Below are 17682 nucleotides of genomic sequence, written 5' to 3'. Positions count from 1 at the left end.
AAGAAAAAAAGCGCTGGTTCTCAGTAGAAGAATCAGCGCTTTTTTTTATGAAATAAAGTTTAATGCAAAACGCACAAAGAATAATGCTGAAATTGCCACCATATATGGTGTGATTTCAGTTTTCTTACCTGCTGCCATTTTAACTAATGGATAAGCAATAAAACCAAATGCAATTCCGTCAATAATACTATATGTTAAAGGGATGAATGCTAAAATTAAGAAGGCTGGTATTGCCTCAGTAGGATCATCCAATTGAATATCTGTAATATGTTTAACCATCAATGAACCGATTATAATTAAGATTGGTGCAATCGCAGATGTTGGAATATATGCTATTAATGGCATAAAGAGTAAACATCCTAAAAATAAAAATCCAGTGACAACAGAAGTAAGACCTGTTCTACCACCAGAACTAATACCTGCACTACCTTCAACAGCAATAACTGTTGGACTAGTTCCAAGTAAACCGGATAAAATAATACCAAACGCAGTTCCTTGAACAACCTTTTGTTGCTTATGCTCTTGGTTCATCATGCTTAATTGACCATGAATAATACCGATTGATTCGAATAATACAACCATCGTTAACGAAAATACTGCAATCCAAAATGGAAAACTCAATAGATGAGTAAAGGTCAGTTGTCCGACAACTTCACTAGCAGATTTCATTGTAATATTTGTTGTATCATGTGCTTTTTCAATTCCACCATGTAAAATGAATGAAATGATTGTACCTAAAATAACTGTAATTAAAAAGTTTGCAGGTACATTTTTAATAAATAGATAAATCGCAATACCTAGTGTTATAACTGTTGCTAATACATCCACGTTTGTAAAATTTGCAATCGATACAAACGTACTTTCATTTTTTACAACAATCCCACCAGCTTGAAGACCGATAAACGTTAAGAAAAATCCAATTCCTACTGTAATTGCACTTTTTAGTGATAATGGAATCGCAGTTGTTAATTTCTTAATTAATTTTGTGAATGACAAAATTGATAATAAGATTCCACTTACAAATACAACAGCAAGTGCTTCTTTCCAATTCATTCCCATTTCTCCAACCATTGTATAAGTAAACAATGCGTTGATGCCCATTCCCGGAACTAAAACTAAAGGTGAATTACTCCATAATCCCATCATAACGCTTCCAAAGAAAGCTGACAAAATTGTGGCAATCATTGCACCTTGGAACGGTATACCTGCATCATGCAAAATTGTACTATTAACGGACAAAATATAGACAAGTGTTAAAAAAGAAACTGCACCTGCAATCAACTCCGTTTTAATGGTCGTACCGCTACCTTCAAGATTAAACTGTTTGTTCAATAAATTTTTCAAAGAAATTCCTCTCTTTTAGTGTCTCCCTCTCCCACCCATGCAACAAGGCACGATTATAATTATACTAAATTTAATCAAATAATTAAACAAGAAAATAATTTTCTTTAGTGTTTTGAATTACAAAATGCGTCACGATCACAACACTACTAATAGTTTCTCTTAAATACGAGGAAAAAACCTTTTGTTTTAATCCTCTTTCCATATATCATTTTCGCGCTTATGTTTTTTGGTAGCTTAAGCATTTAAAATATCAAGGGTTTGACAAATGTAGCAATAAAATTTAAGTTCGAATCAAATAATTTTAGAATTTCTCCCCAGTCATAACTGACATAAAATCCTTATAAAACCCTTCATAATCTAAGCCTACTGCGATATGTTGTTGCGGTCTTCCATCAAATTTCTCAGGAGTATCAGTTACTCGAAAATCTGCAATACTTTGGCCCCTAGCGACATCAGTTGAATCAATTACAACAGCAGATTGATAGAATTTAAATAGATCGCTACGTATGACTGCCATGAGTGTTACCGCATCATGAACTGGACTCCCTTTTATGCCGGGTACCTTCTTTTGATAAAAGTTGAAATAATAGTAATCTAATAATGGTTTTACAAGATCAGTTTTCCCTTTAGAATGGATATAATTGACCATTGAAGGAGTAACAATAGCATTTTGCGTTACATTTAACGGGAAAATATATGCATCTTTTACATACTTCATAACGATATTAGCTGCTATCGGATCACCATGAAAATTCGCTTCTGCTATTGGTGTAACATTTCCAGGATATAGAAAGGCCCCGCCCATGATAAAGTAAGAATTCACGCTTTTCATCAAATCTTCGTATAAGATAAAAAGGGTGGCTAGCGAGGTTAGCCTCCCAGTATTTACTATAATTAGTTCATGCTTATACTGCTCAATCAAATTGATAACTTCACAAAAGTTTTCTAAGTTCTCTAACTTTAATCCTGGATCTATTGGACCTAAACCGAACGGACCATGTATATCAAGGTAATAGGTTGGGATTTCTCCCGTCATTGGTTTCTCAGCACCTCCATAGACTTTAACATATTCTTTGCCTGACCTTTTAAGTAAAAACCGAACATTCCTAGTCGTTTCTTTTTTAGATACATTCCCATAATCCGCCACAATCCCAATTATATCAATATCTTCTGTTAATCGTGCATAAACCAAAGCGATGGCATCATCAATTCCTACATCACCGAAGAATAACACTTTCTTTCCCATTAGCTTAGCTCCCTTTAGAATCAAAACTTCGGAACAATTCTTTTATTATTTATCCCTTTGGTATAATGGTATGTTGTTATCTTTTTGATAAGTATAAAAAAAATCCTATATTTTTAACTCGATAAGAAACCTACTATTTCTGTTGAAAAGAAGAACAAAAAAAGCTATTCTCATCACTGAGAATAGCTTTTTAAAATTTTTAAGCTTCCATAATTAAATCATAAACTAATGTAGGTTCTTCTACTTTTTCAGCAGAAATTTTAATGTTTTCTAGTAAGTCTTTTTCAACTTCACTAATATCTTCTGTGCTTGAATAAACAGTAACTAATGAATCGCCTTTTTTAACTGCTTCGCCTACTTTTTTGTTTAGCATTAATCCAACAGCTAAGTCAATAACTGATTCTTTTGTTGCACGTCCTGCACCTAATTTCATAGCCGCTGTTCCTACTGCATCTGCGACGATTTGTGAAACATAACCGTCTTGCTTCGCTACTACTTCTTGTACATATTTTGCTTGAGGTAGTTTAGATGGATCATCTACTATTGAGCCGTCTCCACCTTGAGCTACTAAAAATGCTTTAAATACTTCTAAAGCTTTTCCGTTTTTCATGTTTTCTAGTAGTTTAGCTCTTGCTTCTTCTAATGTTTCAGCTTTTTTAGCCAATACAACCATTTGACTACCTAATACTAAGCATAATTCTTCTAAATCTTTTGGACCTTCACCTTTAAGTGTGTCAATTGCTTCTTTCACTTCTAATGCATTACCAATCGCAAAACCTAATGGTTGGCTCATATCAGAAATAACTGCAACTGTCTGTCTTCCAACGTTGTTACCAATTTTAACCATCGCTTTAGCTAAATCGCGTGCATCATCAATATCTTTCATAAATGCACCTGCACCAGTTTTAACATCTAAAACAATTGCGTCTGCACCAGCAGCGATTTTTTTGCTCATAATTGAACTTGAAATTAATGGGATTGAGTTAACAGTTGCTGTTACATCACGTAGTGCATATAACTTTTTGTCAGCAGGTGTTAAATCTCCTGTTTGTCCAATAACTGCTAATTTAATATCATTTACTTGTTTAGTAAATTCTTCTTCTGTTAATTCAACATGGAAGCCTTCTACAGCTTCTAATTTATCAATTGTACCGCCAGTGTGACCTAAACCACGTCCGCTCATTTTGGCAACTGGAATATCTAAAGAAGCTACTAATGGACCTAATACAAGTGTAGTTGTATCACCTACACCACCAGTTGAATGCTTATCAACTTTGATTCCTTCAATGTTAGAAAGGTCAATTGTATCACCAGAATGTACCATAGCCATTGTTAAATCACTGTATTCTTTCTCAGTCATGCCCTTTAAGAAAACTGCCATTGCAAAAGCACTCATTTGATAATCAGGTACACTTCCATCTGTGAAACCTTTGATTACAAAATTAACTTCTTCCGTTGTTAATGTTTTTCCGTCACGTTTTTTTTCGATTAAATCTACCATTCTCATTTATGAAACGCCTCTTTCTAATTTGTGTATATTTCTTCTAATGAAAAGTGACTTCCACATAATGTAGAAGTCCTTTAATATTTCGTTAATTTTTGAATTAACCAATTTTACGAATAATCTCTTTAACTAATGATAAAAATGAAGTTCTTACTCTTTGTGTTGTTTCAATAACTTCTTCATGGTTTAGCGGTTGATCTAAAATTCCCGCCGCCATGTTTGAAATACATGAAATACCAAGTACTCTTAATTCAGCATGACGTGCCACAATTACTTCAGATACAGTTGACATCCCTACAGCATCAGCACCTAATGTTCTAAACATACGAATTTCAGCTGGTGTTTCATAAGATGGTCCTGTCAGTGCAGCGTAAACTCCTTCTTGAAGTTTTACATCTACTTCACTAGCAGCACTTTTTGCAAGTTCTCTTAATTCACGGTCATACGGGTAGGACATATCTACAAAACGAACGCCTAGCTCTGGGTTATTTGGTCCAATTAGTGGACTAGTGCCAGTAAAATTAATATGGTCTGTAATTAACATTAAATCACCAGGTTCGTATGAAGTATTAACTCCACCTGCAGCATTCGTTACGATTAATTTTTCTACACCTAATTCTTTCATGATACGTACAGGGAATGTAACTTTTTCCATGCTATAGCCTTCGTAGTAGTGAACTCTTCCTTGCATTGCTACTACTTCAATACCGTGTATCGTTCCAAAAACTAGTTGTCCTTCATGCCCTTCTACTGTAGATGTTGGGTATTCAGGAATCGTATGATACGGTATTTTTTCTTGATTTTCTATTTCATCTACAAGAACTCCTAAACCTGATCCTAAAATCAATCCAATTTTAGGCTGTCTGTCAACTTTACTTTTAATAAAATCTGCGGCTTTATCGATATTTTCTTTATTCATATGTAACTCCACCTTATCTCAATTTTTCAAAAAAACTTGATCCATGTGATGGCATTGCAATTTTAAAGTTTTCTGCAATGGTTGCTCCAATATCAGCAAAAGTTTTTGGTATTTCTAATTCTTTACCTTCAGAAAACTGTTTACTATAAACTAGTAATGGAACATATTCTCTTGTATGATCTGTACCAGTATATGTCGGATCATTTCCATGATCGGCAGTAATCATTAATAAATCATCTTCTTTTAATAAATCAAATACTTCAGGTAATCTTGCATCGTATTCTTCTAATGCTTTACCGTAACCTAGTGGATCTCTTCTATGACCGTAAACAGCATCAAAATCAACTAAATTCAGGAAGCTTAAACCAGTGAAGTCCATTTTTAGTGTTTCAACTAATTTATCCATACCATCCATATTTGAAACAGTACGTAATGCTTTCGTAATTCCTTCACCATCGAAGATATCAGCAATTTTACCGATTGAAATCACATCAAAATTCGCATCTTTTAACTCATTCATTACAGTACGTCCAAATGGTTTTAATGCATAGTCATGGCGATTTGGTGTACGTTTAAAGTTTCCAGGCTCACCTACAAATGGTCTAGCGATTACACGACCAATCATGTATGGATCATCTAAAGTTAATTTACGTGCAATTTCACAATAACGATATAAATCTTCTAAAGGAACAACTTCTTCATGAGCTGCAATTTGTAAAACAGAATCAGCAGATGTATAAACGATTAGATCGCCTGTTTTCATATGCTGTTCACCAAGTTCAACTAATATTTCGGTTCCAGAAGCAGGTTTATTTCCAATTATTTTACGATCAAAATGGGTTTCTAATTCGCTTATTAATTCTTTAGGGAATCCATCAGCAAAAACTTTAAATGGCTTATCAATGTGAAGACCCATAATTTCCCAATGTCCAGTCATTGTATCTTTTCCAACTGAAGACTCTTCCATTTTTGTGTAATAAGCAAGTGGCTTATCAGCCTTTGGAACCCCTTTCAATTCTCTTATATTACTTAAACCTAGTTTTGCCATGTTCGGCATATGTAATCCATTCATTTCTTCCGCAATATGGCCTAGTGTATCTGAACCAACATCATTAAATTTTTCTGCATCAGGAGCTTCTCCGATCCCTACAGAATCCATAACAACGAGGAACACTCTATTAAATTTTCTATTCATTTGTTTTCCTCCTAACTCATCGAAACAAACTGAAACTTAAATGATAGCGTCAGATGTCTGACAACTAAAGTATACTTATTGTCCTAATTCTTTTCAAGAATTATATTTTCCAATTTGTGTCTATTGATACTATAATTCACCAGAATTATGTTAATTTGACATAAAAATTTCATAAATAAATTCTTTTTTATTAGGTACTAATAAAGATGATTATGATAAATTTCGAACTTCCATACCGAAATGCAAAAATAAAAAGCCCAAGCATATTAGCTGGGCCTTTTAAAGTATTAAGCTGTTTGATTTTGTGAATTTGCAATTTGATGTTTTTGTGCTTTTCTTTTAGCAACAACTGTACCAGCTACAATTACGATTGCAGTCATGACAATTTTGAACGCTAAAGCAATTGTATTATTTTCAAAAACATCGTGAATCATCTTTTCATGAGTAATCATACCAGCTGCAGTCCAAGCTAAGATACCTGAACCAATTGTTGTAATAATTGGGTATTTGTTCATAACTTTCATTAATAATGAGCTTCCACCAACAATAATTGGAATTGAAATTAAAATACCAATTACGATTGCAACTAAGCTACCGTGTGATACACCAGCTAGTGCTAAAACATTATCAAGACTCATTAACGCATCAGCAATGATGATCGTTCTAACTGCTCCCCATAATGTTGCACCACTTTTAACTTCGCCGTGTCCAGAGTCATCGACTAATAACTTAAAGGCAATCCATAATAACATTAACCCACCGATTGCATAAATAAACGGAATTTTTAATAAATACACGATTACCGCTGCAAATACAACACGAAGTAAAATTGCACCCATTGTTCCGAAAAATACTGCTTTTTTCTTTTGTTCTGCTGGTAAGTTTTTAGCTGCTAATGCGATTAAAATAGCATTGTCACCACTTAATAACAGGTCGATAAAAATTACATTCAATAGTACTCCAATACTTAATCCACCTAATAAATCCATGACTCTTCCCCCTTTTAGATCTAAGATTAATTAAACAACCTGTACCCGTGACTACAAAATAAAAAGACCTTTGCCTATAGTTGTAGTACTACGGCAAAGGTCTTGCTGAGCATACAAAAGTATGCCAACAAAGCCGATGAGAATTTCTTCTCATGTAATGACGACTTTGTTTCAGGATCTCTCCTGACGCTACTCCCCTTTGGAGTATTCGATTGTTTATTAATACTATAATAGTATTCTAGCTAGTCCATTATGTCAATAGATTTTAATTCATTTTTAATTAATAAGTTTATCTTTTAATAGCTCAATTATAATTTTTTATACTTTCATTATCAATGTAAATAATTACCTTTACATTGATTGCTTTGTCAAAATTTTTGGTCCATCACTTGTTATCGCCAAAGTATGTTCATATTGTGCTGAGTTTTTTCCATCTCTTGTTCTTGCTGTCCAGGCATTGCTATCCATTGTTGAATGCCAAGACCCTAAATTAATCATTGGTTCAATCGTAATGACCATCCCTTCACGCAGTCTTAAGCCTTTACCTGCCATACCGAAATGAGGAACATATGGTTCTTCATGAAGTGTCGGTCCTATGCCATGTCCTGTAAAATCACGCACAACAGAATAACCTAATGATTCAGCATATGATTGAATCGCAAAGCCAATATCACCAATACGATTTCCTACTACAGCTTGCTCTATACCTTTATATAAACATTCTTCAGTAACTTTTAATAAGTCTTTGTTTTCTTTTGAAATGTTTCCTACACCGTATGTCCAAGCCGAATCAGCAAGTGCACCATTTAAATTTACAACCATATCAATAGTAACAATATCTCCATCTTTTAATGGTTTTTTACGAGGAAATCCATGGCAAATCTCATCATTAATTGATGCACATGTTGCATATTCATAGCCTCGGTAACCTTTTTGCTCCGGTTTCGCACCATTTTTAGCTAAAAACTTTTCAACAAACTGATCGATTTCCCAAGTCGTAATCCCTGGCTTGATCATTTTTGCAATTTCCTTATGTGTAGCAGCTAATAATGTACCTGCTTCATTCATTAAGTTAATTTCACGTTCAGTCTTAATCGTAATCATTTATTTCATCCTCTCAAATCGCCTTAGTTCAGTTCAAACATGATTAATTTAATATATTATGCTTTTTACATTATAACAATCATTTTACAAGAAAAAAGAGCTTAATTTAAGCTCTTGGGTGAAACTCCTTATAAACATCCTTAAGTCTATTTTTCGTAACATGTGTATAAATCTGAGTTGTAGATATATCTGCATGTCCTAGCATTTCTTGAACTGATCTTAAATCAGCGCCATTTTCTAATAAGTGCGTTGCAAATGAATGACGTAAAGTATGCGGTGTTAATTCATGTTGAATATTTGCTTTTTCAGCTTGTTTTTTTAAGTTTTTCCAAAATCCTTGTCTAGACATTCTATTTCCATGATGATTTAAAAAAAATGCATCATTACTTTTTTTACCCTTTAATTCGTTTCTTGCTAATTTTAAATAATTTTCAATTGATTCAATCGCAAGTTTACCTAAAGGAATAATTCTTTCTTTACTCCCTTTACCTAAACATCGCACAAAACCCATTGTTAAATTAATGTCAGATAGATTTAATGATAATAACTCAGACACCCGCATGCCAGTAGCATATAACAATTCTAACATTGCTTTATCTCTTAAACCAAATGTAGATTGATCAGGTACTTCTAATAAAGCCTCTACTTCCTGTAGTGATAAAACCTTTGGAAGTACTTTTGGGGCTTTTGGAATTTCTATTAATAGTGAAGGATCGTCTTTCATCCCATCAACCTCACGAATTAAAAATTGATGAAATGAGCGAATTGTTGCTAATTGACGAGCCATTGTTCGAGCCGTTAAATCTCTTTCTTTTAAATATTTTAAATAACTAATAATATGTAACCTAGTTATATTTGAGAGACCATTTATATTTTCAACAACGTCCAAATATTTTCCGTAGCTTTCTAAATCCTTACCATATGATAGAATTGTATTTTTAGATAAACCTTTTTCAACTTGGATAAAATGGATAAAATCCTCAGTTGCAAAATCAAATTCTTTTTTAAAAGGTGTTTTATCAGTCGTTGTCACATTTCATTACTCCCCGTTTTGATAAAACCGTACCAATTGGTTAAAAGCACCATCCTTTTGATGAGTGTCCACCTTTAACATTGAGCCTTCAGGTCGGTCATATCGATGCATATTTTCATATTCAGAATGAATCCATTGAATAGCAAAATAAAATAAAATTGTACATGTAATGAATAAAATTGTAACTTTTATTACATTAAAAACAATACTTGCTTTTTTTTTCATATGACCACCACCTTTTGCTAGAAGTAAAGACATCATTACTACATACTATGCAAAAATAGGACAAATCATACTTCAAAAAATCAACATTAATCATTCAGTCTATTTTTTAGAACATGAAAAAGAGCAGACTCTTTTTATTGAACTGCTCCGTCTTTTAAGAATCAAAAATAAAATGATTTTAATTAAATTAAAATCATTTTACTACTCTTCGTTTTGATCATGGCAACGATGACATACACCATGAAATGATAATCGATGATCTTTAATTTTAAAATTCCAACGTTCTTCAACTGTCTTTTCAACTTCACTTAATAGATTTTCATGAATTTCATCTACTGCTCCGCAAACCGTGCAAATTAAATGATGGTGAAAATGTTGTGCACCTTCATGTCTTAAGTCGTATCTTGAAACGCCATCACCAAAATTTATTTTATCAACAATTGTTAACTCAGTTAGTAATTCTAACGTACGATAAACAGTAGCAAGTCCAATTTCTGGCGATTTTTCTTTCACTAGGAGGTAAACATCTTCTGCACTTAGGTGATCTTCTTCGTTTTCTAATAAAACACGAACAGTGGATTCCCGTTGTGGTGTTAATTTGTATCCTGCTAAATGTAGTTGTTTCTTTATTCTTTCAACTCGTTCTTCCATTCTTTTCACTCCCTCGCCACTTGATAATAATTATAACAAAGAAAGAGAAAGTGTCAAAAATTATTTGTTAATTTTTTGAAACAATTATTTCTGAGATGGCTTTTAAAAAATAAGTTGAACCATATGCCTCAATAATACTTGCAATACTTAAGCAAACAGCAACAATTCCAAATACAATAGAATACGAGACTAACTGTTTCATAATTGGTTCATTATCATTTTTAATAAATTGTTTTCGAAGCATTCGAATAGATAGCTGAACTGCTAAAACTGTTAATAGTATATATAATGGTAAAACGATAACATTTTGTGGAAAAACAGAAGAAAATGCTAATAAAATACCATGCCATCCTAATTGATTGACTAAAAATCCAACTGTAAATCCAACTACCAATCCTTTCATAAATAATAAAATAAGAATGATTGGTAATCCGATGATTGAGATCCCTAAAATCCAAATCAATGCTAAAAACTTCAAATGAGAAGAATAGCTAGAAAGGAACACTTCATTTCCGCTAATATAATCTCCATTATTAACTTGTCCAAAAAAATGTGTAATAAAGGATAGAATATCCTGCTTTTGACTCACATTCATACTATTTACGATGACTGCTCCAAATACTACACCAAAAAGTAAGATCACACTAACAAAAATATAGAGTGACAAATAATCTTTAACATGTTTTTTCATCGTTGATTTGACTGAGCTTCTTGTCATGATATCATCTCCTGCACTATATTCTCTCTTCATTTTATGAATGGACAAGTAATTTATTCTATTAATTTATAAAAGTTGGAAAATTAATAATAAAGAAAAAGTAGCTCTTATTGCTATTTTATGGAGAGGAATAATGTTTCCTTTCTAGGACGCTCTTTTTTTCGTAGCGTAAACATTTGAATACGAAATTGAATTATTTTCAACAAAAATTTTGAAAAAAATATAAAAAAGCTGTTAAAGTCAGGCAACGACTAAAACAGCTTTGTTTTAATTTAATAATTCAATTTGTTTTTTTATGATTTGACCGATCGATTTTGCATTTTCTTCATTATTTCCATAAATAGTTGAATGTGTGTAGCCTTCTAATGTTTGACGGTTACCATGATTCGTTGTTTCACAATATTCATTATGATATTGTTCAACTTTATGTAGTAATTCCTTTTTTTTCTTCAGGTTAAGCTGTAAGCCACTTTGATTGGAAGCTGTTAATACTAGTAAAGGAATATTCATTTTTATTTTCAATGCGTCCTTTATACGAAAGTTACTATATTTTAGGTTTTTCCACTCACTGACAACCGTCTTCCAATGCTTATAGCTCTTAATTGAGCTAATAATTTCGAACTGATTATCTGGGGCAGTTTTCATTATTTTATTAATTAATTTATTTGGAATTGCCTTAGTAAGATTAAATTGGTTCGCATTCTTCATCATTAACGCAAATTGATATAGTAACTTATCATATAATTTCTGCTCATGTTCCTCTAGAGTCGGATGTGTTGGATCGAGTAAAATCATTGATTGGATAGCATTTGGAAAAAGCCGAGACAATTGGAATATAATATATGCCCCTAGAGAATGTCCTACAGCTATTAATGGACTTTTAATATTTAATGCTAATAAAATATCATAGCATTCAAAAGCTTGTTGCTCTGTTGATCGTTCTGTCGTCCATATTCCACTTTTTCCATAACCTAATCGATCGTATGTTATAACTTTGGCATATTTACTCAACTCTTCTTGTAAATACTTCCATTGATGAAGAGTATGCATCATTCCACATTCTAAAAGAACTGTGACTTTGCCATCCCCTTTTACTCGAACGTGATATGTGCCAAGCTCACCATTAACAAACAATATTCTCACCTTCATCGTATTTGATTAGTTGTCTTATTGTATTCATTTTTCCTGTTTTCTATTTTATCTTTAATTTTTGCTTAATAAAAATGCTGTTTTTCGACATCAAAAAAAGACGTTAAAAAAATTAACGTCTTTAGTCTTAAGATTTTTAAATTGTTTCTTTTTTTGCTTCGTAGGCTTCTTTTACTTCCTCATAAAATTGAGCCTGAGAAGCATAAAAATATGGTGCTACATAAAACAAAGCAAGCCCAAAAGTGATGATGACTAATAGACCCCAACCGATGAATGAAAGCCCTAGTAAAAAGAATTTCCATTTATACCCATCCATCATTCTTCTACTTAAAGTAATTGCATCTAAAGCATTCATATCTGGATAATCTTTTAAAATATATCCAACTTGTGAATAAGCGATCGCTTTGATAATTCCAGGAATGATTAATAAAAGAGTCCATAGTACTGTAAATAAAGTTACTAAAAATCCAACTATTATTCCTCTTATAAATTGATGTCCACTTTTAAAATAGAAAAATATGTCCGATATGCTTTTTTCCTCATTACGAATCAACTTAATAAAGTAAACTAGTAAACCATAGCCTAGTAGCGTATTTAAGATTGCATTAACTATTTCAATTACGGTTTGGATTCCACCAGGGATTAAGTCTTGTTGATCCAAATCTAAAAATATACTCCCTGTATAATGATGATTGACTGGCCCATTAAGTAATAGATAAATAAGTCCTTGTAATACACCAAAAACTACGAGCGTTAAAATCGCTTTTCCCCAATTACCAGATAGACGATTTTTAGCTGTTTTTTTAATTGACGAAATTCTCATCTACTCATCCTCTCAAAAAATGTCACTTTATTTTATCATGTTTATTACCATATTTTGAGAATTATTTTTAATTTTATTTTAATTTTTTTGTAATAATTGTAAATATTGGACTGCAAAACATGTTTTTGCATCATGGATTGAACCTTTTTTTAGCTCTTCTAGACACTCGTCTAATGTTAGCTCAAAAATTTCGACAAATTCATCTTCGTCTAAAGCCGCACTATTTTCTAATTTCTTTAAACCTTTTGCTACATATATATGTATGTACTCGTCTGCAAACCCCGGTGAAGTGTAAAAGGATTGTATATGCTCCCACTCGGTTGCCTCATATCCAGTCTCTTCTTCTAGCTCTCGTTTAGCCGTTACAAGTGGTTCTTCGCCTTTTTCTAATTTTCCTGCTGGAATTTCTAGAAGACTTCTTTCTAGCGCTTTTCGATACTGCTCTACAAAAACAATTTTTCCTTCATTTGTAATTGGAATAACAGCCACTGCGCCGGGATGCTTTACGATTTCACGCGTACTTGTATTTCCATTAGGTAATTCTACCTTTTGATGATAAAGAGAGATAACTCTTCCTGTGAATATTTTTTCTTCTGCTAGTGTTTTTTCTTCAAATTTTTTCATTTTTTTCATCACCTTGTTCTAATTTATATGGTTGTCACATACATTTTATCATTTATTTCATTATAATACTTTCTGAAATGAGGTAGTCTGATGAAAATGTGTATGACGGAAAATTCTGTTGTCCTAGTAGGATCCAAAACAGAAATTTTAAAAACCCTCGAAGTTATTGGTATGCAATATAAAACCGTTCAAGAATGGATTCAAAATTCCAATGGCAAGCTTCTCTATGTTGTAAAATAATTCTCTTTTCCCTACAATTAAATTTGGAGGGATTTATATGAAAAAACGTAAGCTTGGTTCTACTTTATTAGAAATATCCGAAATTGGTTTAGGTTGTATGTCACTTGGGACAGAGGAAAATCAGGCGATTTCAACAATTCATGCTGCAATCGATGCTGGAATCAATTACTTTGATACTGCTGATTTATATGATTTCGGTAAAAATGAAGAAATCGTTGGAAAAGCTTTAAAAGGTCGTAGAGATCAAGTGGTTATTGCAACGAAAGTCGGAAACCGTTGGAATAATTCAAATGATAATAAATGGTATTGGGATCCATCGAGAGCATATATGAAAGAAGCTGTAAAAGACAGTTTACGTAGACTAAATACAGATTATATCGATTATTATCAACTTCACGGTGGAACTATCGAGGATCAATATGAAGAAACTATTTTTACTTTTGATGAACTAGTAAAAGAAGGCTTAATTCGCCATTATGGAATCTCTTCAATTCGTCCGAATGTTATTAATCGATTTGTAAATCATTCATCTATACAAGGTGTTATGATGCAATATAATGTACTAGAGCGTAGACCTGAAGAATTTTTTCCGCTTTTCGAAAAACATAATATTTCTGTCATTGCACGCGGTTCCGTTGCAAAAGGGCTATTAACAAGTAAATGGGAAAAGAAACTATCGAACAAGGGCTATATGTCATATTCAGAACAAGAATGTAATGAAACAATCCAAAAGCTTCTCCAACTTCTCGATGAGGAACAATCCTTACATAGTTTAGCATTACAATATGTTCTTTCTCATAAAGTAGTTGCATCATTAGCTGTTGGAGCTAGAAATAAAGAACAATTACTAGATAATATTAACGCTTACTTTGCAAAACCATTAAATTCACAACAAATCGCTAAAATAAAAGATATTTCACTTCTTACGAAATATGAGGAACATCGTTAAGCCACTCCTTCCTTCTATGGAAGGAGTGTTATTTCTTCCATTTACTCGCTTTTCTATCGATTTCATCTAAAAATTCTTTTCGTCCCCTTTTATATTCTGATTTGTTTTTAGCAAGTTCTTTTTTTAATTTTATATATTCCATTGCTTGATCAGTATGCGCGATCATATATTCCCTAAATGCAATATTTCGTTCAACAGCAGCATTTCCTTTTTCGTATACTTGAATATGGAAACTACATTGATCATCACATTTGATAAAAAATCTTCTGTCTTGCTTAGATTGATCCCCCATTTGTTCGTAACCTAAGGTTTTTAGAACATCACTATACTCATCAAACTTTTTTAAGCATTTTACCACGATCATTAAGTCAATGATTGGCATCGCAAACATATTCGGAATTGAAGTACTCCCTATATGATAAATCACTGTTTTCTCTGGTAATAATAGATCAATTGCCTTTTTTTCAGACTGAAAATCTTCTTCCCAGGAAGTACGATAAGGTACAATTTCAATAATCTTTTTCATTGTGAACACCTACACTTTTTTCATTAACTTCCTTTTATAGCATTCGTTAAAGGACACTTAATTATTGAAAAAGATAATTGGATTATTAAAATCTGTAAAAAGACCATTGACCTTTTACCTATTCCTTATGACCTGAATCTAATCTAGTTTAATTAATACCCCTAATTCCTTTTCTCCCTAGTCATACTTAAAAAATGTTCAAAAATCATTATTTAATACTAAATTAAATTTTGGTTAAAATACTCACAATTTCTTCTTTAATTGCTTTCTTTGAACTATAATTATTTTAGTTACTAAGATATTTAGTTACGTTAACTTTTTTAGTACTTCCTATATTTTAAGGAGAGAATGTAATGTCAGAAAACCCTATAATTCGAAGTGAATTTATTCCGTCTCTTATAATGGAATTTAGAAAATTTAGCACTTCAATCGTTCTTTTTAACGAAGGGCTTGCCTCTAACCTTCATTTAAATGCGACTGATTTACGATGTCGAGAATTACTTTGCCACACTGGTCCGATTACAGCTGGAAAGTTATCTCAATTAACACATCTATCTACTGGTGCTATAACAGGTGTTATTGACCGACTTGAAAAAGTCAATTTTGTTGAACGCATCCAAGATCCTAATGACCGTAGACGAGTAATTATTCAACCTGTGTATGAACGTGATGATGAATTAGCAGTACTTTTTAAACCATTATCTGACTCTCTTTCTAATATTTTTAACCAGTATGATGACAAAGAGTTAACATTATTATTTAAATTTTGGAATGATATTAATGAATTGATTCCAAAAGAGACTAAAGAATTAAATAAGGGGGAAACTTGATGGTTTCAAAAGAAAGTAAGGTTGGCTTTGTCGTAGCAGGTCTATTATTAGGAATGCTCATGGCGGCTATGGATAACACAATTGTTTCAGCTTCCATGCCGACAATTGTTGGAGAACTAGGTGGTTTAGACCAATTTATTTGGGTAACCTCTGCATATTTGGTTGCTACTATGGCAAGTATGCCGATATTTGGAAAGTTATCTGATATGTATGGACGTAAACGATTTTATTTATTAGGACTTTTAATTTTCTTAATTGGTTCAGCATTATGTGGAACAGCAAATAGCATTGTTCAATTAAGTGTTTATCGTGCAATTCAAGGAATTGGCGGAGGATCACTAATGCCAATAGCCTTTACAATTATTTTCGATATTTTCCCTCCTGAAAAACGAGGAAAAATGACTGGTTTATTTGGTGCAGTTTTTGGTCTTTCTAGTGTATTCGGACCACTTTTAGGAGCATATATTACTGATCAAATTGATTGGCGTTGGATTTTCTATATCAACTTACCTTTAGGTATTATTTCTTTATATTTAATTTCTCAGTTTTATAAAGAAAATCTGCACCTTAGAAAACTTAAAATCGACTGGTTTGGTGCAATTACACTTGTTGGTTCAGTTGTCAGTTTAATGTTTGCACTTGAACTAGGTGGAAATGAATACGATTGGAATTCTGGTCCAATTATTTCCTTATTTACAATCTTTGCAGTATTGTTTATCGCATTTATTCTAATTGAAAGAAAAGTTGAAGAGCCAATTATTTCATTTAGCTTATTTAAAAAGCAACTATTTGCGGCAACTCAAGGTGTTGCATTTTTCTACGGTTCTGCTTTTATTATTACGACTGTATTAATTCCACTTTTTGTTCAATCAGTTTATGGTGGTACAGCTACAAATTCTGGTATCATTCTTATTCCGATGATGCTTGGCTCAGTTGTAGGTAGCCAAGTAGCAGGACAATCGGTACGTAAATTTAGTTATAGAAGCATCATGTTAGTTTCAGTTGTTTTATTCTTTATTGGAATGTATTTATTAAGCACATTAGATACTGATACAGCTCGGTCAACAGTAACGTTTTATATGATTATCGCTGGTCTTGGAATGGGTTGTTCATTCTCATTATTAAGCATGGCAACTCAACACAAAATCGAACCTCAAAAACGAGGCATCGCAACATCAACAAATACTTTCTTTAGAACATTAGGTATGACAATTGGTGTTACTATTTTTGGTACAATTCAAAACCACGTATTTAAAAATAAATTAAGTGATTTACTTGGTAATTTAGGTGCATTTGGCGGAAAAGTTGACTCACGTGCATTATTATCCGCTGATGCTAGAGCTAAAATTCCACCAGAAGTACTTCATAAAATCTCAGAAGCAATGGCTCATTCAGTTGCAACTACTTTTAAATGGACACTAATTCCGATTACTTTAGGATTTATCGCGATTATCTTAATGGGTAAAGAAAAGTTAACTTTTGAAGTAAAAGAAAATAGAGCGAAAAAAGCTCAATAAAAATAAAGCCAAATCCAATCTAAGATGGATTTGGCTTATTTTTTTCTCTAAAAAACTAATAATTTTTACATTTTTCAACATTTATTTACTTTTATT

General features: G+C 32.5%; 19 protein-coding genes. 4 read left to right on the top strand and 15 right to left on the bottom strand.

Annotation, left to right across the window (positions count from 1 at the left end):
- Nucleotides 1-45 precede the first annotated feature (45 nt).
- From EP747_RS04180 to EP747_RS04115, 14 genes are all read right to left on the bottom strand, one after another.
- Nucleotides 46-1344 (bottom strand): NCS2 family permease, encoded by a 1299-nt coding sequence (locus EP747_RS04180; RefSeq protein ID WP_129688658.1) that lies wholly within the window; start codon nucleotides 1342-1344, stop codon nucleotides 46-48.
- 301 nt (nucleotides 1345-1645) lie between these two features.
- Entirely contained in the window at nucleotides 1646-2590 is a 945-nt protein-coding gene (locus EP747_RS04175) for a nucleoside hydrolase (RefSeq protein WP_129688657.1), read from the bottom strand.
- A gap of 199 nt (nucleotides 2591-2789) precedes the next feature.
- Nucleotides 2790-4097 carry a pyrimidine-nucleoside phosphorylase gene (locus tag EP747_RS04170; protein WP_129688656.1) on the bottom strand — a complete coding sequence of 436 codons (1308 nt, stop codon included), beginning with the start codon at nucleotides 4095-4097 and terminating at the stop codon, nucleotides 2790-2792.
- 97 nt (nucleotides 4098-4194) lie between these two features.
- A complete protein-coding gene (locus tag EP747_RS04165) occupies nucleotides 4195-5013 on the bottom strand; it encodes a purine-nucleoside phosphorylase (protein WP_129688655.1) in 819 nt (272 codons plus the stop codon).
- Nucleotides 5014-5026: 13 nt separating this feature from the next.
- Nucleotides 5027-6208, bottom strand: a complete 1182-nt coding sequence (gene deoB / locus EP747_RS04160) for a phosphopentomutase (RefSeq protein ID WP_129688654.1) — start codon at nucleotides 6206-6208, stop codon at nucleotides 5027-5029.
- A 287-nt stretch (nucleotides 6209-6495) separates the two neighbouring features.
- Nucleotides 6496-7197, bottom strand: coding sequence for a TerC family protein (locus tag EP747_RS04155; protein ID WP_129688653.1), 702 nt, complete (start codon nucleotides 7195-7197; stop codon nucleotides 6496-6498).
- 351 nt (nucleotides 7198-7548) lie between these two features.
- Nucleotides 7549-8301, bottom strand: coding sequence for a type I methionyl aminopeptidase (map, locus tag EP747_RS04150; protein ID WP_129688652.1), 753 nt, complete (start codon nucleotides 8299-8301; stop codon nucleotides 7549-7551).
- Nucleotides 8302-8407: 106 nt separating this feature from the next.
- Nucleotides 8408-9334, bottom strand: a complete 927-nt coding sequence (gene xerD / locus EP747_RS04145) for a site-specific tyrosine recombinase XerD (RefSeq protein ID WP_129688651.1) — start codon at nucleotides 9332-9334, stop codon at nucleotides 8408-8410.
- A gap of 6 nt (nucleotides 9335-9340) precedes the next feature.
- Nucleotides 9341-9559: a YqzK family protein gene (locus EP747_RS04140; protein ID WP_129688650.1), complete on the bottom strand. Its 219-nt coding sequence runs from the start codon at nucleotides 9557-9559 to the stop codon at nucleotides 9341-9343.
- 201 nt (nucleotides 9560-9760) lie between these two features.
- Nucleotides 9761-10210: a Fur family transcriptional regulator gene (locus EP747_RS04135; RefSeq protein ID WP_056466931.1), complete on the bottom strand. Its 450-nt coding sequence runs from the start codon at nucleotides 10208-10210 to the stop codon at nucleotides 9761-9763.
- Between the two features lie 67 nt (nucleotides 10211-10277).
- Nucleotides 10278-10928 carry a stage II sporulation protein M gene (gene spoIIM / locus EP747_RS04130; RefSeq protein WP_129688649.1) on the bottom strand — a complete coding sequence of 217 codons (651 nt, stop codon included), beginning with the start codon at nucleotides 10926-10928 and terminating at the stop codon, nucleotides 10278-10280.
- A 267-nt stretch (nucleotides 10929-11195) separates the two neighbouring features.
- Nucleotides 11196-12062, bottom strand: coding sequence for an alpha/beta fold hydrolase (locus tag EP747_RS04125; protein ID WP_165346828.1), 867 nt, complete (start codon nucleotides 12060-12062; stop codon nucleotides 11196-11198).
- 151 nt (nucleotides 12063-12213) lie between these two features.
- Complete coding sequence (locus EP747_RS04120; RefSeq protein ID WP_129688647.1) at nucleotides 12214-12900, bottom strand: DUF975 family protein; 687 nt, start codon at nucleotides 12898-12900, stop codon at nucleotides 12214-12216.
- A 78-nt stretch (nucleotides 12901-12978) separates the two neighbouring features.
- Entirely contained in the window at nucleotides 12979-13524 is a 546-nt protein-coding gene (locus EP747_RS04115; RefSeq protein ID WP_129688646.1) for an NUDIX domain-containing protein, read from the bottom strand.
- Between the two features lie 90 nt (nucleotides 13525-13614).
- Between EP747_RS04115 and mciZ the strand changes: the two genes are divergently transcribed.
- On the top strand, nucleotides 13615-13764 hold the full coding sequence (mciZ, locus tag EP747_RS25305; RefSeq protein ID WP_129688645.1) for a Z-ring formation inhibitor MciZ: 150 nt from the start codon (nucleotides 13615-13617) through the stop codon (nucleotides 13762-13764).
- A gap of 37 nt (nucleotides 13765-13801) precedes the next feature.
- Nucleotides 13802-14713 (top strand): aldo/keto reductase, encoded by a 912-nt coding sequence (locus EP747_RS04105; RefSeq protein ID WP_129688644.1) that lies wholly within the window; start codon nucleotides 13802-13804, stop codon nucleotides 14711-14713.
- A gap of 28 nt (nucleotides 14714-14741) precedes the next feature.
- On the opposite strand, the gene EP747_RS04100 is transcribed toward EP747_RS04105, so the two are convergent.
- Nucleotides 14742-15239 carry a GrpB family protein gene (locus tag EP747_RS04100; protein WP_129688643.1) on the bottom strand — a complete coding sequence of 166 codons (498 nt, stop codon included), beginning with the start codon at nucleotides 15237-15239 and terminating at the stop codon, nucleotides 14742-14744.
- Between the two features lie 353 nt (nucleotides 15240-15592).
- Here EP747_RS04100 and EP747_RS04095 point away from each other — a divergent pair, with 353 nt between their 5' ends.
- Both EP747_RS04095 and EP747_RS04090 read left to right on the top strand, forming a co-directional pair.
- A complete protein-coding gene (locus EP747_RS04095) occupies nucleotides 15593-16069 on the top strand; it encodes a MarR family winged helix-turn-helix transcriptional regulator (RefSeq protein WP_129688642.1) in 477 nt (158 codons plus the stop codon).
- Entirely contained in the window at nucleotides 16069-17586 is a 1518-nt protein-coding gene (locus tag EP747_RS04090; RefSeq protein ID WP_129688641.1) for an MDR family MFS transporter, read from the top strand. The genes EP747_RS04095 and EP747_RS04090 overlap by 1 nt, the downstream gene beginning before the upstream one ends.
- Nucleotides 17587-17682: the final 96 nt, after the last annotated feature.

It is taken from the genome of Gottfriedia acidiceleris (assembly GCF_004138285.1).
GTDB classification, from domain to species: domain Bacteria; phylum Bacillota; class Bacilli; order Bacillales; family Bacillaceae_G; genus Gottfriedia; species Gottfriedia acidiceleris_A.
Note: the sequence above shows the minus strand (reverse complement) of the source record. Positions and strands in the feature narration are given on the sequence as shown.